Raw genomic sequence first — 20,862 nt, forward strand, 5'->3', positions numbered from 1 at the left:
GACCCTCCCCGACCACAAAGCCGAACGCTTGGAGTTCGTGCGCAACGAACTCGCCGCCATCGGCATCATCCCGCCCGACACCTCGCACCTACGCATTACCCCGGTCGGTCCTGGCGATAGAGACGCGCCTCCGCGCTCGCATTTGGTCATGGCGCTGGTCTCGGCCCGCATCAGCCAACACGCCCAGTACACGATGGCTCGCCTCGCCACGACCGGAGGGCCACCGGGCGACGGCACTGAATCGGGCATAACCGTTGCAGTACAACAGGATTCGTTTACAAGCCAAGTGGCGGCATAGGGAGGTACTGACCATGAGCGAGAACGACACCTTTCTCCGCGCGAAGCAGTGCGAGGAGCTGACCGGTATCCCGGAAGCGACATGGCGGTGGTGGGCGCACGTCGGTCGCGGCCCGGAATCGTTCAAGCTGGGGCCCCGGCGGCGTGTGTGGCGCAAGTCCGTCGTCCTGGCCTGGATCGCGGAACAGGAACGGCTGACCGGCACGGGTGAGGCTGCCTGATGGCGACTCGGCGTAACCCGCGCTCCGGTATCGAGGATCGCTGGTATCCGACTGTGGTCGTGACCGACCCGGTGACCGGCGCGAAGTCCAAGAAGAAGGAGAAGTCAGCCGAGCGGTTCGGCAAGGGCAAGCGGTGGCGGGCTCGCTATGTCGACCCGAACGGCGTAGAGCGCTCGCAATCGTTTGACACCAAGGCCGAGGCCCAGCGCTGGTTGGACAGCGACGTGACAACCAAGGTCGTGACTGGGACCTGGGTCGACCCGGACCGCAGCGGCGTCCTGTTTTCGGTGGTCGCGGAGAAGTGGTTCGCGACGAAGAAGTTCCGCAAGCCGAAGACCGTCGCGGGCTACCGCTCTCTGCTGGATACGCTCGTGCTGCCGCAGTGGGGCTCGGTACCGCTGCGGGATATCGACTTCGAAGACATACAGGACTGGGTGGTGAACCTGTCGGAGTCGGGCAGTGCCCGGTTCAAGGGACAGGGTCTGTCGGCGTCACGGGTGATCCAGGCGTATCAGGTGCTCGGCCAGGTACTGCGGTTCGCGGTGAAGTCCAAGCGGCTGGCGAGTAATCCTGCCGTCGACGTCGAGCTTCCGTCGATGCTGGCGGGTGAGCGGCGATACCTCACGCACCTGGAGGTCATGCGGCTGGGCCTGGCGGCCGGTCGGTTGCGGCCGCTGGTGTTCACCCTCGCCTACACCGGCATCCGAATCGGTGAGGCATCGGCGCTGCGGGTGATGGATGTGGACCTGGTCAATCGACGGCTCCGCATAACTCGTTCAGCAACTCCGGTCGCTGGGAAAGGGACCGTCGTCACGGACACGAAGAACCACAATTCACGGGCGGTACCGATCCCGGAAACCCTGGCTAAGGATCTCGAAACCCTCATGGAGGGCCGCGAATTGACTGCGCAGCTGTTCCCGAGCGAGAAGGACGGCGGGCTCTTGGAATACCACGAGTTTCGCCGGGTGTTCAACGAGGCTGCGAACTCGGTCGGGCTTCGTGGTCTGGTGCCGCACGGATTGCGTCATACGGCGGCGTCGCTGGCGATCAGTGCCGGGGCGAACATCAAGGTCGTTCAGCGGATGCTCGGCCACAAGACCGCGATGCTGACGCTCGATTTGTACGGTCACCTGTTCCCTGATGACCTGGACGTCGTCGCGGCAGGGATGGAGGCCGGTGCCAGAGCTGCTGCGGACGAATTGCGGACCGCATGACGCAAAATCTGGCACCGACCTCCCAAAAACACCCCTGACCATTGAGCGAGCGGCGGGAATCGAACCCGCGTTAACGGCTTTGCAGACCGTTGCCTAAACCACTCAGCCACGCCCGCCTCGCCTTAGATAGTGCCCCGGGCGGGTAGGCCCGGCCTACCATTGCGCTCACGGTGATCCGAAGCCTGGTCGGATGTCCCCGTCCGCCCCTGGCGGCATGGAATGATCGGTACATGTCTCGGCCACGCCCGCTTCCGAACGACCCGATCGAGGAGGCCCACCGCCAGTGGGTCGGCCACGGCTGGGGAGATGTCGCCGACGGCATGGCCGCGGTGACGTCACTGGTGCGGGCTCAGCAAATCGTGATGGCGCGGGTGGACGAGGCGCTCAAACCCACCGGCTTGACCTTCTCCCGCTACGAGCTGCTCATGCTGCTCAATTTCAGCAAAACCGGTGCGCTGCCGATGGCGAAGGCCAGCGCGCGCTTGCAGGTGCACCCCACCAGCGTCACCAACACCGTGGACCGGCTGGAAGCGGCGAAGCTCGTCGAGCGCGTACCGCATCCCAGCGACCGGCGCGCTACCCTGATCGAAATCACCGACGCGGGACGCGAATTGGTGGCGAAGGCGACCGAGGAACTCAACGCGAAGGTTTTCGCACTCCCCGGACTCCCCCCGGAACGATTGCACACTCTGCTGCAACTGCTGGCCGAATTCCGACATGCCGCGGGCGACTTCGACACCGCCGAGGGGACGGCGCGCTGGTCGGCTACGGCCACAGACTGATTCGACGTACCGGTCGGTCGCATACCTGGTGCGAGCGACCGCCGGGTGACGATCGGGCATCCAACCGGCGAATTGCCGGGCATGCCGTCTTGGCAGCGGAAGCGAAAAGGTCCACCATGTAAATCATGGTGCTGGTCTTGGGGGTATCGGCGGGCGCTGGCGGCGCCCATGCGATGCTGACACACTCCGATCAGCCACACCTACCCCCGATCGATCGCTGCGAAGTGCCGCGCCGGGCGGGCGGCGGTGTCGAGGAATCGGTCTTCGAGGCGATCCGCCGGATGAACGGCGCCGCCGACCGGCGTGACGAGCTGATCTCGGGCACGGCGGTGACGTGCCGCTGTCCGCTGCACGCCGACGCCATCCGCGCGGGCGTGCGCGGTCGCGGCGTGACCATCGTCGACGAACCCCTCGCCCAGCTGCGCTATCTGCGCTTCACCGGGCAACTGCCGGACAGCGGCTCGGTGATCCTCTACGACCTGGGCAGCTCGGGGCTGACCATCACGCATGTCGATTGCCGCACCGACGCGATCCTGTCCAGCAAGCGCAGCACGGTGCTCGGTGGCGACGGCTACGACGCGCTGCTGCGCTGGCGGCTGGCCCGCGACGGCGTACTCACCGACACGCCGACCATCCGGCGTCACCGCGAGGAACTGAGCGAGGCGCGGGTGGTCACCGCCATCGACGACGGCACCGGCGACCGGGCCGTCGTCACCCGCAGCGATCTGGCCGAATTGTGCGCGGCCGGCATCCATCACTCGGTGTCGTTCGTGCGGCAGATCATCGACGAGACCGGTGTGCGGCCGGAAGCGATGGTGCTGCTCGGCGGCTGCACGCGCAGCCCGAGCATTCGCGCCGAACTGGCCGAACTGGTCGACCTGCCGATCGTCTACGATCCCGAGCCCGAGTTCGTCTCCGCGCGCGGCGCCGTGCTGCTCGCCGCCGAACGAAGGGGCGGCGATGTGCGGATGGCCCGGCTGCGTGCCGGAGCCACCCTCGTCCCGGTCGCCGTCGACCGGCGCAAACTCATCGCGGCGGCCGCGGTCACCGTCGCCCTGGGCGCCACGATCGCCGGACTGCTCGCCGCGGAGAAGGACGCGCCCACGCCGGAGGGCACCAAGGTGCCAACGCCCGCGGAGATCGTCGCGCCCACATCGGGGCCCTTCGGATAACTCGTGACGAACCCGCCCGGCCGGGGGTTTCGGCCGGGCGGGCCGGACGTCAGCGGTTGGTGAACTTCGCCGGACGCTTCTCGACGAAGGCGCTCATGCCTTCCTTCTGATCCTCGATCGCGAACAGCGAGTGGAACACTCGGCGTTCGAAGCGCAGGCCCTCGGCGAGCGTCGTCTCGAACGAGCGGTTCACCGCTTCCTTGGCGATCATGGCGACCGGCAGCGACATCGACGCGATGGTCTCGGCGACCTCGGCCGCGGTGTCGAGCAGCTCCGCCGCGGGCACGATGCGCGAGACCAGCCCCGCCCGCTCGGCCTCCTCGGCGTCCATGTTGCGGCCGGTGAGCACCAGATCCATGGCCTTGGCCTTGCCGATCGCGCGGGTAAGGCGCTGCGAGCCGCCGATGCCGGGGATGACGCCCAGCTTGATCTCCGGCTGCCCGAACTTCGCGGTGTCGGCCGCGAGCAGGACGTCGCAGATCATGGCCAGCTCACAGCCGCCGCCCAGCGCGTAGCCCGCCACCGCGGCGATGGTGGGCTTGCGGAACTGCGCCAGCCGGTCCCAGCGGGCGAAGTAGTCGTCCATGAACATGTCCATGTACGACTTGGGCTGCATCTCCTTGATGTCGGCGCCCGCCGCGAAAGCCCGCTCCGAGCCGGTGATCACGATGGCACCGATCTCGTCGTCGTGCTCGAGTTCGTCGAGCGCGGCGATGACGTCGTCGAGGACCTGCGCGTTCAGCGCGTTCAGCGCCTTCGGGCGGTTCAGCGTGATCCAGCCGACCCGGCCCTTGCGTTCCAGCAGAATCGTCTCGAAGTCGGCCCCACCCGTCGCCCGGCCGCCGCCGCCCACGGAATCGCTCTGCGATGCGTTCATCCTTCTGCACCCTCTTGGTCGGATCGGTCACGGATATCGGTGACGATAGCCGAGAAGTCCCGTCCGGCATCCGTCTGGTTGAAGCGGTCGTAGATCGCGGCGGCCAGCAACCCGAGTTGCCCGTCGATGTGGTTCTCGCGCAGGGCGTTCGCGGCCAGACCGAGGTCCTTCGCCATCAGGGCGGTGGCGAAACCCGGTCGGTAGTCGTTGTTGGCCGGGCTGGTCGGCACCGGGCCCGGAACCGGACAGTAGCTGGTCAGCGCCCAGCTCTGGCCGGAGGCGGTGGAGACCACGTCGAAGAACGACTGATGGCTCAGGCCCAGCTTCTCGCCCAGCACCAGCGACTCCGACAGCGCGATCATCGACACGCCCAGCAGCATGTTGTTGCAGATCTTCGCCGCCTGACCGACGCCGGAGCCGCCGCAGTGCACGACCTTGCCGCCCATCACCTCGAGCACCGGAAGGGCGTCGGCGAAGTCCTCGGCGGCCCCGCCGACCATGAAGGTCAGCGTGCCCGCCGCCGCGCCCGCGACACCGCCGGAAACCGGGGCGTCCAGCGCACGGTGCCCGGCGGCGATGGCACGTTCGGCCGCGGTCTTGGCGTCTGCCACGTCGATGGTGGAGCAGTCGATGAACAAGGTGCCCGGTGCCGCGGCCGGGAGCAGTTCGGCGTACACGTCGAGGACGAGTTTGCCGTTGGGCAGCATGGTGATCACGGTGTCGGCCGTGGCGGCCTCGGTGGCTGTGCCGACCGCGATCGCGCCGTCGCGCTCGGCCTGTTCGCGCGCCGCGGGCACCGGGTCGAAGGCGAGCACCTCATAGCCCGCGCGCACCAGGTTGGCCGCCATCGGCGCGCCCATGTGGCCGAGGCCGAGGAAACCGATTCGCTTGCTCATCACGCCACCTCCTGGGTCGGCAGACCCAGCTCTCGATCGCCCAGCTCGGCGAAGTATGCGTCCACCTGCGCGTCCGTGACCGCCTCGAGCGTCGCGGGCGACCACCGGGGGTTGCGGTCCTTGTCGATCACCTGCGCGCGAATGCCTTCGACCAGGTCGTGCGACGACAGCGACGCGATGGACACCCGGTACTCCTCGTTCAGCACCGCCTCCAGGCTCGGCGCGCTGCGGGCCGCGCGCAGCGAACGCAGCGTGACCTTCAGGGCGACCGGAGATTTCGCCAGGATCTCGGTAGCCGCCGCCTGCGCGTCGGGTGCCTCGTGCGCCTGCAACCGCGCGACGATCTCCTCCACGGAGTCGGCTCCGTAGCAGTCATCGATCCAGTCCTGCGCGGCGGCCAGCGCGGATTCCGGCGCGTCCGTGGCGAACTTGGCGATCGCGATGTCGGCGCTCTCCGTGCGCAGCGTCTCCAGCAGCGCGGGCAGATGCTCGGAGGCGACGAAATAGTCCGCGAAGTTCGCGGCGATGGCGTCGCCGGCGCTCATGCGCGCGGTGGTGAGCCCGACGTGCGTGCCGATCTCACCCGGGGTGCGCGCCAGCAGATAGGTGCCGCCGACGTCCGGGACGAAGCCGATGCCCACCTCGGGCATGCCGATCTTGGACCGCTCGGTGACGATGCGGTGGCTGCCGTGCCCGGAGAGCCCGACGCCGCCGCCCATCACGATGCCGTCCATGATCACCACATACGGCTTCGGGTAGCGGCCGATCAGCGCGTTGAGGATGTACTCGTCGCGCCAGAACCGTCCGGTCGCCGAATCAGCGCTGGTGGCACCGCTTTTCGCGTCGGCATGGATGGCGACGATGTCGCCGCCCGCGCACAGGCCGCGCTCGCCCGCGCCGGTGACGACCACGGTGCGCACCGCGTCGTCCTCGGCCCAGGTACGCAGCGCGTCGGTGATGGCGAGGGCCATCGAGTGATTCAGCGCGTTGATGGCCTTGGGCCGGTTCAGCGTGATCAGGCCCAGCCCGTCGCGCTGTTCGAGAAGAACCTCGGGTTCACTCGTGGTCTGTCCGCTCATGCCGCTCCTACCAGTGCGCGGGCGACGACCACCCGCATGATTTCGTTGGTCCCCTCGAGGATCTGGTGCACCCGCAGATCCCGGACGATCTTCTCCACGCCGTACTCGGTGAGGTAGCCGTAGCCGCCGTGCAGTTGCAGGGCCTTGTTGGCCACCTCGAAGCCGGCGTCGGTGGCGAAACGCTTCGCCATCGCGCACAGCTCCACCTTGTCCGGCGCGTCGGCGTCCAGCGCAGCGGCGGCCCGCCACAGCAGCGTGCGGGCGGCCTCCAATTCGATGCGCATATCGGCGAGGTCGAATTGCAGCGCCTGATTGCGCAGCAGCGGCTTGCCGAACGCCTGCCGCTCGGCCAGATACGGCACCGTCTTGTCCAGCGCCGCCTGCGCTCCGCCCACCGAGCACGCGGCGATGTTGAGCCTGCCGCCGTTGAGGCCGTTCATCGCGATGCGGAAGCCGTCGCCCTCCGCGCCGAGCCGGTTGGCCGCCGGGACCCTGGCATCGGAGAAGATCACCTGGCGGGTCGGTTGGGCGTTCCAGCCCATCTTCTTCTCGTTGGCACCGACAGAGATGCCGGGGGTGTCGGCGGGCACGATGAACGCCGAGATCCCGCGCGCACCGTCGTCGCCGGTCCGGGCCATGACGACGTAGACGTCGGTGGAGCCCGCGCCGGAGATGAACTGCTTGGCGCCGTTGAAGATGTAGTCGTCACCTTCGGGAACGGCCTTGGTGCTCAACGCCGCCGCGTCGGAGCCGACCCCTGGCTCGGTGAGCGCGTAGCTGGCCAGCAGTTCCATCGCCGTCAGCCGGGGCAGCCAGCGATTGCGTTGCTCGTCGTCGCCGTAGCGGTCGATCATCCACGTCGCCATGTTGTGGATGGAGATGTAGGCGGCGATGGCCGGGCAGCCGGTGGCCAGCTGCTCGAAGATGCGCACGGCGTCGAGCCTGCGCAGGCCCGAACCGCCCACGTCCTCGCGCACGTAGATGCCGCCGAGACCGAGCGGGCCCGCCTTGCGCAGCACGTCCACCGGGAAATGCTTCTGCTCGTCCCACTCCAGCGCGTTGGGGGCGAGGAATTCGTCGGCGAAGCCGCGCGCGGTGTCGCGGATCGCCTTCTCGTCGTCGTCGAGGATGAACATCCGGGTCAGTCCATCGTCGGGATGACGAACGCGTTGCTCTCCTTGAGCCCGGCGGGCCAGCGCTGCGTCACCGTCTTGGTCTTGGTGTAGAAGCGGATCGAATCCGGGCCGTGCTGGTTCAGGTCGCCGAAGCCGGAACGCTTCCATCCGCCGAAGGTGTAGTACGCGATCGGCACCGGGATCGGCACGTTGATGCCGACCATGCCGACCTGCACGCGCGCGGCGAAGTCGCGGGCGGTGTCGCCGTCGCGGGTGAAGATCGCCACGCCGTTGCCGTATTCGTGCTCGTTGGCCAGCCGCAGGCCCTCCTCGTAGTCCTCGGCGCGGACCACGGTGAGCACCGGACCGAAGATCTCCTCGCGGTAGATCCGCATCTGCGGGGTCACCTTGTCGAACAGCGTCGCGCCGACGAAGTAGCCGTCCTCGGCGCCTTCCACGACCAGGCCGCGTCCGTCCACCACCAGCTCGGCGCCCTCGTCGACACCGATCTGGACATAGTTGTTCACGCGGTTCACGCCGTCCTGGCCGACCAGCGGCCCGTAATCGGCGCCCGGGTCGTCGGAACGGCCGACGTTGAGCTTGTGCACCCGCTCGGTCAGCTTGGCCACCAGGCGGTCGGCGGTCTCCGCACCGACCGGGACGGCCACCGAAATGGCCATGCAACGCTCGCCCGCCGACCCGTAGCCCGCGCCGATCAACTGGTCGGCGACGTCGTCGAGATCGGCGTCCGGCATGACGATCGCGTGGTTCTTCGCGCCGCCGAAGCACTGGGCGCGCTTGCCGTTCGCGGTCGCGGTCTCGTAGATGTACTGCGCGATGGGGGTGGAGCCGACGAAGCCGACGGCCTTGACGCGCGGATCGTGCAGCAGCGTGTCGACGGCTTCCTTGTCACCGTTGACCACATTGAACACACCGGGGGGCAGACCGGCCTCGAGGAACAGCTCGGCCAGCCGCAGCGGCACCGACGGGTCGCGCTCGGAGGGCTTGAGCACGAACGCGTTGCCGGTGGCCAGCGCGGGACCGGCCTTCCACAGCGGGATCATGGCCGGGAAGTTGAACGGGGTGATGCCCGCGACGACGCCGAGCGGCTGGCGCATCGAGTACACGTCGATGCCGGTGCCCGCGCCCTCGGTGTATTCGCCCTTGAGCAGGTGCGGGATACCGACGGCGAACTCGATCACCTCGAGGCCGCGCTGGATGTCGCCCTTGGCGTCGGCGATGGTCTTGCCGTGCTCGGAGGACAGCAGCGCCGCCAGCGAATCCATCTCGTCCTGCACCAGGGTGAGGAACTTCATGAGAACCCGCGCCCGCTTCTGCGGGTTGAACGCGGCCCATATCGGCTGCGCGGCCTCGGCGTTGGCGATGACCGCCTCCACCTCGGATCTGCTCGCCAGCGGCACCCGCGCCTGCACCTGGCCGAGGTTGGGGTCGAAGACGTCGCCGAACTTGCCGGAAGCGCCCGGCACATGCTGTCCGCCGATGAAATGGGTGAGTTCGCGAACCATGCCAGTCCTGTTCTCGTAGTGATCGGGACACCGCGGTGCGGTATGCGGTCATCCTATAGTTGGACGTCCAAGTATCGGCAATGCCGGAGGGCCGATGTGATTCATCCCACGCCTTCCCCAGGTGAGGGTTCGTTCGGCCCCCGCTTACGGCTTCGGCACGGGAACGGCCGGATCGGCTTCCTTCGCCCGCCGCGGTCGCACCAACCGGAACGCGCCCAACCCGAGCGTGACCGCGCCGAGCGCTACGACCACCGCCGCCGCGCCGAGCGAATCGCCGGTCCATTCCGAGACCGCCTCCCCCGCCGCCACCGCGATGGCCACACCGCCCCCGACGACGAGCACCGCCGACCGCTGGGTGGCGTACAACGCGAAACAGACCACGGCGATCAGCGCGGTGATCCCGTAGGCCCAGGTCCGGCCATCGATGTCGAGACTCTGCGCGGCCGCGACGGACGTGACGATCGCGATCAGGTATCCGATCCGGAGGTCCGCGAGCGCACCGATTCTGGTCAGCGCGAACCACACGCCACCGAGTAGCAGTACCGCCGCGCTGCCCCAGGTGTCGTCGAGACCGATCACTTCGGTGATGATCCCCGCGACGGCCGCGGGCACGAAGCAGGCGCAGACCAGCAGTCCGATCACCGACGGCAGCGCGAGGTAACCGAGTACGGCGATCACCGCTCCCGCCGCGCAGGCGAAAACCCACGCGGCATCGGTGCTCGCGTTCTCGAGCGCGGTGCCGACGGACCCGGCCAGCGCGACGGACCCGAGCGCGAAGAGCACGGCCGCCAGCCGCGCGCGGGCACTGTTCGCGCTCGCGCGGCCGGTCGGCACCCCGGCGAGCAGAACGCCCCCGAACAGCAGACCCGCCGACACGACGGCGAGCACGCCCACCCGTACCGGCCGGTCGAGCGTGTCCCAGGACGAGGCCGCCACCAGGGCGATTCCGCCGAACAGCAAACCCGCTCCGACGTAGGAGGCGATCTCGGCGAGCACCTTCCCGCGCGCCACCACCGCCGCCCGCTCGACGGCGAGCGCCGCGAGCACCGCGTCGGCCTGGTCGCGGGTCAGCACACGCTCTGCGACCAGCCGCCCTACCGCGGCTTCCGCCCTGTCGTCGCTCACCATGGGCCCAGTATGTCCGAGTCGGCCGCCCTGACAACACAATCAGCCGGAGCGGGGTCGCGCACGGGCACCGCCGTCCGATCGTCACGGCGAAAGGCGCCGGCCGGGTGCGCGCCTTCGACCTCGACCGCCACCGAAATCCGCCGGCCGCCGACCCGAAACCGGCACGGCGGCAGCGACGCGGACAGCCCGGCGGCGACGCTGGCGATGTGATCGCAGTCACCGTACGATTAGTTTGACGTCCTAGTATCGGGCGACAATGGAATCCCGAGAGGAATCCCGTGGCCGACAGCAGCGCGCTCTACGCGCCCACCCACCCCGTTCGCTTCGTCACCTCGGCGGCCTTGTTCGACGGGCACGACGCGGCGATCAACATCATGCGCCGCATTTTGCAGAGTCAGGGCGCGGAGGTGATCCACCTCGGCCACAACCGCTCGGTCAGCGAGGTGGTCGACGCCGTGCTCACCGAGGACGCCCAGGGCGTCGCGGTCAGCTCCTACCAGGGTGGCCACGTCGAGTACTTCGAATACCTCGCCGACGCCCTGAAGAAGGCCGGAGCCGAACACGTGCGGATCTTCGGCGGCGGCGGTGGCGTGATCGTGGCGGAGGAGATCGCGCGACTGGCCGCGTCCGGCGTGACCATCTTCTCTCCCGAGGACGGACAGCGACTCGGCCTGCCCGGCATGATCAATCAGTTGATCCGCGCCTGCGACGTCGACCTCGCGACCGAGCCGCCGGTGCCGGACGCGGTGCTCTCCGGCGAGCGCGCGGCCTTGGCGCGCGCCATCACCTGCCTGCAAGCGGATGCGCTGCCGGAGGCCGACCGGCGGAAGCTGGCCGAGGCCGCGGCGGCGCGGACCGTTCCGGTGCTCGGCATCACCGGGACGGGCGGCTCCGGAAAGTCCTCGCTCACCGACGAATTGGTGCGCAGGCTGCGTTCGGATCAGCAGGACAAGGTGCGGGTGGCGATTCTCGCGGTGGACCCCACCCGGCGGCGCGGGGGTGGCGCACTGCTCGGCGACCGCATCCGGATGAACGCCCTCGACGGCGAGCACGTCTTCTTCCGCTCGCTGGCCACCCGGGGTGGACGCGAACTGCCGGACAATATCGATCTGATCGTGACCGCTTGCAAGGCAGCGGGTTACGACCTGGTCATCCTGGAAACTCCCGGCATCGGTCAGGGCGACGCCGCGGTGACCGACCACGTCGACGTGTCGATGTACGTGATGACGCCCGAGTTCGGCGCCGCCTCACAGCTGGAGAAGATCGACATGCTGGACTACGCGGACGTGGTGGCGATCAACAAGTTCGAGCGCCGCGGCGCCGCGGACGCGCTGCGTGACGTGGCCAGGCAGTTGATCCGCAACCGCGAGGAGTTCCATGCCGCGCCGGAGGACATGCCGGTCTTCGGCACCAGCGCGGCGACGTTCAACGACGACGGGGTGACCGCGCTCTACCAGCACCTGACGGGCCTGCTGGCCGGCCACGGCCTGCGGCTGGAGCCCGGCGCGCTGCCCCGGGTGGACACCCGCGCGTCCACGCGCTTCGCCCAGCTCATCCCGCCCGCGCGCGTGCGCTATCTGGCCGAGATCGCCGAGACCGTGCGCGGCTACCACGCCGAGACCGCGGCGCAGGTCGCCGCCGCGCAACGGCTGCAACGCCTCGAGCAGGTGGCGGCCGAACTGCCCGGGGACACGGCCGTCGCCGAACTGGCCGAACGCGCCCGCGCCGACCTGACGCCCGCGAACGCCGCACTGCTGGCCGAGTGGCCCGCCCTCGCCGAGTCCTATCGCGGGGAGGAACAAGTGGTCCGGGTGCGCGACCGGGAGATCCGCACCCCGCTGCGCCGGGAGACTCTGTCCGGCAACTCCATCTCGCGCGTGGCCCTACCTCGTTTCACCGATCACGGCGAGCTGCTGCGCTTCCTGCGCGCCGAGCACCTGCCCGGGCGGTTCCCGTTCACCGCAGGGGTTTTCCCGTTCAAACGGGACAACGAGGATCCGGCGCGCATGTTCGCGGGCGAGGGCGACCCGTTCCGCACCAACCGCCGGTTCAAAGTGCTCAGCGAGCATTCCGACGCGAAAAGGCTGTCCACGGCCTTCGATTCGGTGACGCTCTACGGCCACGATCCCGCCGAGCGCCCCGACATCTACGGCAAGGTCGGCACGTCCGGCGTGTCGATCGCCTCGCTCGACGACATGAAGGTGCTCTACGACGGTTTCGATCTGACCGCGCCGACCACCTCGGTGTCGATGACGATCAACGGCCCCGCCCCGACCATCCTGGCCTACTTCCTGAACACCGCGATCGATCAGGCGCTGGACCGCTTCGCGGCGGAGCAGGGGCGCCCGCCGACCGACACCGAGGCCGCCGACCTGCGCGCCCGCACCCTGGCCACGGTGCGCGGCACGGTGCAGGCCGACATCCTCAAGGAGGACCAGGGCCAGAACACCTGCATCTTCTCCACCGAGTTCAGCCTGCGCATGATGGCCGACATCCAGGACTGGTTCGTGCGCAACAGCGTGCGCAATTTCTACTCGGTGTCGATCTCCGGCTACCACATCGCCGAGGCGGGCGCGAACCCGATCAGCCAGCTGGCTTTCACCCTGGCCAACGGTTTCACCTATGTGGAGGCGTATCTCGCGCGCGGCATGCACATCGACGACTTCGCGCCGAACCTGTCGTTCTTCTTCTCCAACGGGATGGACCCTGAGTATTCGGTGATCGGCCGGGTGGCCCGCCGCATCTGGGCCGTCGCCATGCGGGACCGCTACGGCGCCAACGAACGGTCGCAGAAGCTGAAGTACCACATCCAGACCTCCGGCCGGTCGCTGCACGCGCAGGAGATGAACTTCAACGACATCCGCACCACGCTGCAGGCGCTGATCGCGATCTACGACAACTGCAACAGCCTGCACACCAACGCCTACGACGAGGCGGTCACCACCCCGACCGAGGAATCGGTGCGCCGCGCCCTGGCCATCCAGCTCATCATCAACCGGGAGTGGGGGGTCGCGATGAACGAGAACCCGCTGCAGGGCAGCTTCCTGATCGATGAACTCACCGATCTGGTCGAGGAGGCCGTGCTGGCCGAGTTCGAGCGGATCAGCGAACGCGGCGGCGTGCTCGGCGCGATGGAGACCGGCTACCAGCGCGGCAAGATCCAGGACGAATCGATGCGCTACGAACAGCGCAAGCACGACGGTTCGCTGCCGATCATCGGGGTGAACACCTTCCGCAACTCGCACGACGAGCCGCACCGAGAGCTGGAGCTGGCGCGCGGCACCGAAGCGGAGAAGCAGTCGCAGCTGCGGCGGGTGCGTGAATTCCAGCAGCGCAACCGGGACAGCGCCCATGCCGCACTCGCCCGGCTCGAAGCGGTCGCCCGCACCGACGACAATATTTTCGAGGTGCTGATGGAGGCCGCCCGGGTGTGCACGTTGCAGCAGATCACCGACACGTTCTTCACCGTCGGCGGGCAGTACCGCCGCAACGTGTGAGACCCGCGCGCGGCTGAGCCGTCAGAAGATCCGCACCTCGGGGATGGTGTCCATCAGTGTGGCCCACTCCGGGTACCGGGCCAGCTTCGCCTCGTGCAGCGCCATGATCTTCTCGCGCAGGTGGGGATCGGGCTGATCGGAGACTGGTAGATACACAAGACGCGACGCCGCCGTGGCCGCTTACGTGTCCCGCCTGATTCACCGGCCCGTCTCGCGCGGGGCATGTGACAATCGCCGAGCAAACCTTCGGCGCGGTTGGGATGGCAGACATGGAGCTCTCGGGTATTCGGATCATCGACGCACACATCCACCAGTGGGATCCGTTCAGCACACCGCGAGATTTCAGCGCCTTGGCGAAACTGTTCCGGCTGCTGCCGGTCCCGGTGGACGCGGCCAAACGCCTCGCACCGCGGCGTGACCGTGAGTTCGTCGGAGATCCGGTCGCCTACCTGCGGCCTTACCTCCCGTTCGACTACCGCGCCGACGCGGGCAACGCGCCCATCGAGGTGATCGCGCACATCGAAGTCGAATGGTCGCAGCGGGGACCGCTGGGGAAGGCCGGGGAAACCGCCTGGGTGGCCGGGCTACCACTGGAGGCGGCCCCGCGGCTCGGCGCGATCCTCGCGGGCGGCGACCCGGCCAACCCGGCGTTCGCGGAGCTGCTCGACGCGCACGCGGCGGCATCACCGCTGCTGCGCGGTGTCCGCACCATGGTCGCCCACCATCCCGATCCCGGCGTGCGATCGTTCACCGACGCGCCCGGCAAGCTCACCACCAAGGAATTCCTGGACGGCTTCGCGCGGCTGGCCGAGCGCGGCCTCTCGTTCGAAGCGTGGGTGTACTCGCACGCCATTCCCGACGTCACGGCGCTGGCCGAACGCTATCCCGAGGTGCCGATCGTGCTGAACCACCTCGGCACCCCCGCGGGGATCTTCGGCGCGGTCGGCAAACACACCGGTACCAATCCCGGGCTGCGCAGGCAGCTGCTGGTGCGGTGGCGCGACGATCTCGCCGAACTGGCCGCGCGCCCGAACGTGGTGGCGAAGGTGAGCGGGTTGATGATGCCGATCCTGGGCCACCCGATCCCGCCGCGCGGCACGCCGACGCCCGTGGGGGACCTGCTCGACCGGATCGGCCCGCTGGTCGAGCACGCGCTGGACGTCTTCGGCGCGGACCGTCTCATCTGGGGCTCGAACTTCCCCGTGGACAAGCCGGTCACCAGCATCGGCAACAGCATCGAGGCGATCGCGACCGCCGTCACCGGCCACGGCGGCGGAAGGACGGAATTGGAGCAGGTCTTCCGGACCACCGCGCAACGCGTCTACCGGATCGCGGACTGAGCCGGTCGTGCTCCGGTAACCGGGGAACGGGACGGTCGATCACCTCCGCCGCGCCGAGCGAGTCGCCGGTTCATTCCGAGACCGCCTCCCCCACGACGGCTGCGCCCTGGTGATGAGCACCGCCGAGATGTCGGTGCCCGTGGTTACCATCGGCCGCGTGAAAGCCACCGGCACCTTTTCCGTGAGCAATTTCGTCCCGACCGAGGTGGTGCCCGATCCCACCATCGCCACCGCGTTGCCGGTCGGCGTCGCCCTCATCACCAAGCAGTTCGCCGGCGCGATCGACGGCCGCTCCTCCACGATCTTCACCGCCGCGTTCGACCAGGCCACGGGCGTGGGAAGCTACACGGCGATGGAGTCGTTCGAGGGCGCGCTCGACGGTGTCGCGGGTACCTTCAACTTCCTGCACGTCGCGAGCACCAGCGGCGCGGACCGCACGAACGAGTTCTGCGTGATCGTCCCGCACAGCGGCACCGGTGACCTCGCGGGCATCACGGGCACGGGCGGACTCGAGGTGGACGCCGACGGCACGCACCACATCTGGTTCGACTACGACCTGGGTTGAGCCGCCCGGGCGAGTTGCGCGGTGAGCGTGCCGCGCGCGGTCGCCAGGGACGGCCCGTACCAGGTGAGGGCCCGGCCCTCCACCAGCGCGACCGGGACATCCGGAAACGCCTCGGGTCCATCGTCTTCGGTGAAGACATACGGCTCGTCGGGCAGCACCGCGAGGTCGACGCCCACGGTCAGCTCGGCCTCGGTGAGGCGCGGATAGCGATCGGGCCGATCGGCATGCACCAGCCGCAGGCCCAGACGGTGCGCGATGTCTCCGGTGAACGTGTTGCGGCCGACCACCATCCACGGATCGCGCCAGACCGGAATGACGGCGGCACGCGCCGGTTCCGGCGGCGGTGGCGCCCAGGCGGATTCGGCTTCGGCCAGCCAGGCCGGAACACCGGCGCCGAGCACCTCCACGCAGAGCCGGGTGAGCGAGACCATGGCCTCGTCGACCGTTTCCACCTCGGTGACCCACACCGCGACCCCGGCCGCGCGCAGCCGCTCCACATCGATGCGGCGGTTCTCCTCTTTGTTGCACAGCACCAGGTCCGGGGCGAGTTCGATGATGCGCCGCACGTCCGGGTTCTTGGTCCCGCGGACCCTTTCGACCGCCAGATCGGCGGGGTGCGTGCACCATTGCGTGGCGGCGATCAGGACTTCCGGGCAGGTGTGCGCCACCGCCTCGGTCAGCGACGGAACGAGCGACACCACCCGGCGCGGGGGTGTGCGGAGGTCCACGGGGGTACCGAGGTCGTCGCGAGGCAACCCGGACGCTGGGCTCTTCCCTGCCACACGGTCAGCCTATAACAGGAGATCTGCGCTGTTCGGCGCTCTTTTCCGGCTGGAAGAGGCCGGGTGCGACCGTTGGGCAAGTTCGGCGCAAGGGCAGCGTCCGGGCGTCACTGGGGCAGTTCCGTGCCGAGTTCCGCTGCGCGAGACTGGATAGCGGCACCCGGTGTCGGGAAGTCTCCGGTCCCTTCGCTCCGCCGGTATCGATCCCGCCCCGACAGACCGGCGGTAACCGACAGCCCCGACGCTGGGTGCCCACCAACGTCAGCGGTCGAACAGCCGATAGAGCGCGGTGAGTTCACGCAGGCCGGTCGCGGCGGTCGTCTCCTCGGCCGAGGTCATCCGCAGCGCCTTGCGCAGCAGCATCGGATCCAGATCCTCCGGGGCCGGGCGGAATTCGACGGCGGGCAGGTCCGGCAGGGGAATGCGCTCACCGTAGGGGTCATCGGAAGCAGGCGGTCGCGGCTCGCGTTCGATGCCGCCGATCAGGGTGTCCAGGTCGAGCCCGCGGAGGGTCAGGATCTCGCGCGGGTGTTCGTCGAGCCGCTCGGCCAGCAGGTAGCAGACCGCGGCCACGTGCTTGCACGGCCAGCCGGGGTCCGGGCAGGTGCAGGTGAAATCCAGCTCCGCAGCGGTGCTCGGCAGCAGCACCGGTCCCAGCCCGCTCGGCAACGCGCCCGAGGCGATCTCGGCGAGCATGCCCGGGGCCGAGCGAATGGTCTCGATGAGTTCCTCGAGTTCGTCCTCGCGCAACGGGCGCACGGTGAACACCGCGGTGAAGGGTCGCGGTTGGCTGCCCTGCACTTCCGCCGTCACCGCCCCCGGCTCGATCCGGTAGTTCACCACCTGACCGGACCTGGCGTAATTGCGGCCGCGCGCCAGCCGGCCGGGCTCCGCCATCCGCTCCACCGATTCCACCAGCGCCTTGCCCCACCAGGTGCGCCCGAAGCCGCCGCGCCTGCTGCGAGCTTCCACGCCACCGCGCACCGGCAGCTTCTTGCCGTACTCGGAGTAGTCGACGAAAGGACTCATTCGCCCACCGCCGACGCGCCGAGGGTGAACAGGTCGCGCAGTTCGTCGGTGCTCAGCTCGGTGATCCAGTTCTCTCCCGCACCCACGGCCAGGTCGGCGAGTTGCCGCTTGCCGTTGATCATCTCGTCGATCCGCTCCTCGATCGTGTCCACGCAGACCAGCTTTCGCACCTGCACATTGCGCCGCTGGCCGATCCGGAAGGCTCGGTCGGTGGCCTGGTTCTCCACCGCGGGATTCCACCAGCGGTCCAGGTGCACCACGTGATTGGCGGCGGTGAGGTTGAGCCCGGTGCCGCCGGCTTTGAGCGACAGCAGCATCAGCGGTGGGCCGTCCGGCGTCTGGAATCCGGTGACCATCGCGTCACGTTTCTTCTTCGGCACGCCGCCGTGCAGGAACGGGATCGCCGTGCCGAACCGTTCGGCCAGGTAGGGCGCGACCAGTTCGCCGAATTCCCGGAATTGCGTGAACAGCAGCGCCTTCTCGCCCTCGGCCAGCACCGCGTCCACGACGTCCTCGACGAGGGCGAGTTTGCCGGAACGGTGCGCGCCGCGGTGCAGCACTCCCGACCCGTCGCCCAGGAAATGCGCGGGATGGTTGCACACCTGCTTGAGCCGGGTGAGCGCACCGAGCACGGCGCCTTTGCGCGCCATGCCCTTGGCGTCCTCGAGCTTGGCCAGCATGTCGTCCACGACCGCCTGGTAGAGGGCGGCCTGCTCGACGGTGAGGTTGGCCCGAACCGTCATCTCGAGCTTCTCCGGCAGGTCGCTGATCACCGTGGGGTCGGTCTTCACCCGGCGCAGCACGAACGGCTGGGTGAGCCAGCGCAGGCGGCTGATCGCGTTCTGGTCGCGTTCGCGTTCGATGGGCACCGCGAAGCGGGCGCGGAACGACTGGGCGCTGCCGAGCACCTTCGGCATCGCGAAATCCATGATGGAGCGCAGTTCTTCCAACCGGTTCTCCACCGGAGTGCCGGTCAGCGCCAGCCGATGCCGCGCGGGCAGCGACCGCGCCGCCCGCGCCTGTCGCGTTCCCGCGTTCTTGATGTGCTGCGCTTCGTCCAGGACCACGCGGTCCCAATCCTGCCTGGCGAGTTCCTCGGCGTCGCGCGCGAGCAGCGCGTAGGTGGTGACTACCAGATCCGCGGCGGCGACCGTCTCGTCGAGGTCGGCGCCCGCCCGCCGTCCCGCACCGTGGTGCACCCACACCCGCAGGTCGGGCGCGAACCGTTCCGCCTCGCGTTGCCAGTTGCCGACCACCGACATCGGGCACACCAGCAAGGTCGGGCCGGGCCGCTGCGGCTCGGACGCGGTCTCGCGCTCGTGGACCAGCAGGGCGAGCACCTGGACCGTCTTGCCCAGGCCCATGTCGTCGGCCAGGATCGCGCCGCACCCCATCCTGCTCATGGTGGCCAGCCAGGCCAGGCCGCGTTCCTGGTAGGGGCGCAGCTGGGCCTTCAGCCCGACGGGCGGGGCGAGGGCTTCGGGCTCGCGCGTGCGATCGAGCAGGTCCTCCACCCATCCCGAGGCCGTGACCTCAGTGATCGGCACCTGCGGCACCCGGGAGACCGCGATCTCGCCGAGCATGTCCGCGAAGGTGACCGGAGAGTCGTCGGCATGCGCGGCGACATACCTGGCCGCGGCGGCCAGCGCCTTGTGATCGGCTTGCACCCACTGGCCGCGCAGCTGGACCAGATCGGACTTGCCGCGCACCAGGCGTTCCATCTCGGCCCGGGTCAGCACCATGTCGCCCAGCGCCAGCTCCCAGCGGTAGGACACCAGGCCGCGCAGACCGACCGTGCTCTGCGCGGCGGGCACCGCGCTGTCCACCCGCAACCGCATGCTCGGCTCCGCGACACTCCAGGCGCGCGGTAGCAGCAACCGCACACCCGCGGCGTGCAGGGCGTTCGCACCGTGCGCGACCAGATCGAGCACCACTTCCGTGGGCAGCAGCAGATCCATGCTGCGCGGATCGCTCGGCAGATCACGCAACCGCGGATACGCGCGCTTGGCCGCCCCGAGCTTGTCCCCCGCGATCCGCACCAGATTCGGATCTTCGTGCAGCGGGATCGTTCTGGGCGCCTCACCGGTCAGGCGCAGGCAGACCTCCAGCCGCCACAGCGCCACCGACTCGTCGGCGAGGCCGAGTTCGCCGTCCGGTTCCAGCAGCCGCAGCACCAGTTCCGGCTCGTCGCCGGTCAGACTGGCCCGCCAGCGCTCCAGCACCTCGGCGACCTGATAGCTGCCGTTGTCCAGCGGAGTGTCGCCGACCAGGGCGGCCACCAGGGGATGCGGCGAGTCCGGCGGATCGGCCAGTGACCGGGCGATCGGATCGGTGAGTTCGGTGACCATGTCGTCGAGCAGCGCGGCCGGACGCCCGGCAACCCGCAGCGCCTCCGGCATGGCGACCGCCAGTTCGGCCAGCCAGGCCCGTTGCCGCTCCCCGCCGACCAGCCGCCAGCGCACCCACCACTGGCCGTCCTCCCTGCGCAGATCCGGCACGACACGCCCGGCGCGCACCCAGCGCTCGATGCCACGGGCGACGTGCGCGAGGTAACGCAGATCCCCGGACACCAGCTCGACGGGCAGCCGCTGCCGGAGGGCCTCCGCCGCCGCGACCGGGGCCAGCGCGTGCGCACGGACCCGCTCGGTACCGGCGACGCCGTTCGCGACCACCAGGACCTCGGCACGGTGCCGGAACTTCGACGCCTGCAGCACGCGGCCCAGCGGATCGGGAAGCCCCGCGGACGTCGCGGCGACCGGTGCGTCGTGCCAGAGCAGCAACCCGGATCCCGGCGACCACAGTCCGTGCAGCATCACCCCATCAAAGCAGGCGGCTCCGACACGGCCGCGCACACCGCGGCCCGAGCGTTGTGGATTTCTGCGCGATACCGGAACATACTGGGATATCCGCAGGTCATCGCAGAATAATCGCAGCTCGGCGTCAACGAAGCGGAGGAAGCAGCATGACGATTCTGCTCCAGGTTCTCGAGCAGAGCTTCACACCGACGACCGCGTGGGAACGGCGCAAATTCACCTTCGTGCATGCCGACAAGATCGTCGGCATGCGGCTGGACGGGCAGTGCGGGGTGTGGCTGGACCTGTCGCGTCCCGGCGAATCCCAGCGGCTGGCCCGCACCGCCGACCCGCGCGAGGCGATCACGTTCCTGCTCACCACCTTCGCCAAGCTCGCCGAATGCGAGGAGCGCGGCGGCTCGTGGGTGATCGGGCACGACGGAACGCATATCGAGTCGATCGCGGCCACCCGGTTCCCGCCGCGAGCCAGCGAGGTCACCGATGACGACCTCCTGGCGCGCGCCTGGCTGTAGGTGCCTTTACAGCGGCG

The 20,862-nt window shown here is 69.0% G+C and carries 18 protein-coding genes, 1 tRNA gene and 1 pseudogene; 9 read left to right on the forward strand and 11 right to left on the reverse strand.

All coding sequences use genetic code 11. The features are described from left to right. The 3 genes and pseudogenes from NG1_RS37845 to NG1_RS14355 form a co-directional block, all read left to right on the forward strand. A pseudogene (locus NG1_RS37845) lies at positions 1 to 298 on the forward strand (hypothetical protein); the annotation flags it as partial. 13 nt (positions 299 to 311) lie between these two features. Next, positions 312 to 518 (forward strand): helix-turn-helix transcriptional regulator, encoded by a 207-nt coding sequence (locus NG1_RS14350; RefSeq protein ID WP_062971012.1) that lies wholly within the window; start codon positions 312 to 314, stop codon positions 516 to 518. Between the two features lie 59 nt (positions 519 to 577). Beyond that, positions 578 to 1,732 (forward strand): tyrosine-type recombinase/integrase, encoded by a 1,155-nt coding sequence (locus NG1_RS14355; protein ID WP_245659902.1) that lies wholly within the window; start codon positions 578 to 580, stop codon positions 1,730 to 1,732. A 44-nt stretch (positions 1,733 to 1,776) separates the two neighbouring features. On the opposite strand, the gene NG1_RS14360 is transcribed toward NG1_RS14355, so the two are convergent. Beyond that, positions 1,777 to 1,848 (reverse strand) — tRNA-Cys (locus NG1_RS14360). Positions 1,849 to 1,962: 114 nt separating this feature from the next. Here NG1_RS14360 and NG1_RS14365 point away from each other — a divergent pair. Continuing rightward, a complete protein-coding gene (locus NG1_RS14365) occupies positions 1,963 to 2,514 on the forward strand; it encodes a MarR family winged helix-turn-helix transcriptional regulator (protein WP_040865121.1) in 552 nt (183 codons plus the stop codon). Between the two features lie 125 nt (positions 2,515 to 2,639). Then, positions 2,640 to 3,686, forward strand: coding sequence for an Hsp70 family protein (locus NG1_RS14370; protein WP_062971014.1), 1,047 nt, complete (start codon positions 2,640 to 2,642; stop codon positions 3,684 to 3,686). Between the two features lie 49 nt (positions 3,687 to 3,735). On the opposite strand, the gene NG1_RS14375 is transcribed toward NG1_RS14370, so the two are convergent. From NG1_RS14375 to NG1_RS14400, 6 genes are all read right to left on the reverse strand, one after another. Then, positions 3,736 to 4,563, reverse strand: coding sequence for an enoyl-CoA hydratase (locus NG1_RS14375; RefSeq protein ID WP_051174905.1), 828 nt, complete (start codon positions 4,561 to 4,563; stop codon positions 3,736 to 3,738). Continuing rightward, positions 4,560 to 5,459, reverse strand: a complete 900-nt coding sequence (gene mmsB, locus NG1_RS14380; protein ID WP_062971016.1) for a 3-hydroxyisobutyrate dehydrogenase — start codon at positions 5,457 to 5,459, stop codon at positions 4,560 to 4,562. The genes NG1_RS14375 and mmsB overlap by 4 nt, the downstream gene beginning before the upstream one ends. Continuing rightward, positions 5,459 to 6,538, reverse strand: a complete 1,080-nt coding sequence (locus NG1_RS14385; protein ID WP_062971018.1) for an enoyl-CoA hydratase/isomerase family protein — start codon at positions 6,536 to 6,538, stop codon at positions 5,459 to 5,461. Before NG1_RS14385 ends, mmsB begins: the two co-directional genes overlap by 1 nt. Further along, positions 6,535 to 7,674 (reverse strand): acyl-CoA dehydrogenase family protein, encoded by a 1,140-nt coding sequence (locus NG1_RS14390; RefSeq protein ID WP_062971019.1) that lies wholly within the window; start codon positions 7,672 to 7,674, stop codon positions 6,535 to 6,537. The genes NG1_RS14385 and NG1_RS14390 overlap by 4 nt, the downstream gene beginning before the upstream one ends. A gap of 5 nt (positions 7,675 to 7,679) precedes the next feature. Then, the gene (locus tag NG1_RS14395; RefSeq protein WP_062971020.1) at positions 7,680 to 9,179 is read right to left on the reverse strand and encodes a CoA-acylating methylmalonate-semialdehyde dehydrogenase; all 1,500 of its coding nucleotides are present in this window, start codon (positions 9,177 to 9,179) and stop codon (positions 7,680 to 7,682) included. 144 nt (positions 9,180 to 9,323) lie between these two features. Further along, positions 9,324 to 10,307, reverse strand: coding sequence for a DUF2157 domain-containing protein (locus NG1_RS14400; RefSeq protein ID WP_062971021.1), 984 nt, complete (start codon positions 10,305 to 10,307; stop codon positions 9,324 to 9,326). A 278-nt stretch (positions 10,308 to 10,585) separates the two neighbouring features. Between NG1_RS14400 and icmF the strand changes: the two genes are divergently transcribed. Beyond that, a complete protein-coding gene (gene icmF / locus NG1_RS14405; protein WP_062971023.1) occupies positions 10,586 to 13,804 on the forward strand; it encodes a fused isobutyryl-CoA mutase/GTPase IcmF in 3,219 nt (1,072 codons plus the stop codon). A 21-nt stretch (positions 13,805 to 13,825) separates the two neighbouring features. Here icmF and NG1_RS38815 read toward each other — a convergent pair whose 3' ends face one another. Continuing rightward, complete coding sequence (locus tag NG1_RS38815) at positions 13,826 to 13,960, reverse strand: hypothetical protein (protein WP_281218184.1); 135 nt, start codon at positions 13,958 to 13,960, stop codon at positions 13,826 to 13,828. A gap of 113 nt (positions 13,961 to 14,073) precedes the next feature. On the opposite strand from NG1_RS38815, the gene NG1_RS14410 reads away from it, so the two are divergent. Both NG1_RS14410 and NG1_RS14415 read left to right on the forward strand, forming a co-directional pair. Beyond that, positions 14,074 to 15,144 (forward strand): amidohydrolase family protein, encoded by a 1,071-nt coding sequence (locus NG1_RS14410; RefSeq protein WP_062971025.1) that lies wholly within the window; start codon positions 14,074 to 14,076, stop codon positions 15,142 to 15,144. A 157-nt stretch (positions 15,145 to 15,301) separates the two neighbouring features. Further along, positions 15,302 to 15,709 carry a DUF3224 domain-containing protein gene (locus NG1_RS14415; RefSeq protein WP_062971198.1) on the forward strand — a complete coding sequence of 136 codons (408 nt, stop codon included), beginning with the start codon at positions 15,302 to 15,304 and terminating at the stop codon, positions 15,707 to 15,709. On the opposite strand, the gene NG1_RS14420 is transcribed toward NG1_RS14415, so the two are convergent. The 3 genes from NG1_RS14420 to NG1_RS14430 all read right to left on the reverse strand — a co-directional run bounded on the left by NG1_RS14420 (position 15,694) and on the right by NG1_RS14430 (position 20,333). Further along, positions 15,694 to 16,491: a helical backbone metal receptor gene (locus tag NG1_RS14420; RefSeq protein WP_281218185.1), complete on the reverse strand. Its 798-nt coding sequence runs from the start codon at positions 16,489 to 16,491 to the stop codon at positions 15,694 to 15,696. The genes NG1_RS14415 and NG1_RS14420 overlap by 16 nt on opposite strands. Positions 16,492 to 16,752: 261 nt before the next feature. Next, a complete protein-coding gene (locus tag NG1_RS14425) occupies positions 16,753 to 17,520 on the reverse strand; it encodes an SWIM zinc finger family protein (RefSeq protein WP_062971029.1) in 768 nt (255 codons plus the stop codon). Then, on the reverse strand, positions 17,517 to 20,333 hold the full coding sequence (locus NG1_RS14430) for a DEAD/DEAH box helicase (protein WP_062971031.1): 2,817 nt from the start codon (positions 20,331 to 20,333) through the stop codon (positions 17,517 to 17,519). Before NG1_RS14430 ends, NG1_RS14425 begins: the two co-directional genes overlap by 4 nt. Positions 20,334 to 20,482: 149 nt before the next feature. Between NG1_RS14430 and NG1_RS14435 the strand changes: the two genes are divergently transcribed. Then, on the forward strand, positions 20,483 to 20,845 hold the full coding sequence (locus NG1_RS14435) for a hypothetical protein (protein WP_040865109.1): 363 nt from the start codon (positions 20,483 to 20,485) through the stop codon (positions 20,843 to 20,845). The last annotated feature ends 17 nt before the right edge of the window (positions 20,846 to 20,862 follow it).

The organism is Nocardia gamkensis NBRC 108242, assembly GCF_001612985.1.
Classification (GTDB): domain Bacteria; phylum Actinomycetota; class Actinomycetes; order Mycobacteriales; family Mycobacteriaceae; genus Nocardia; species Nocardia gamkensis.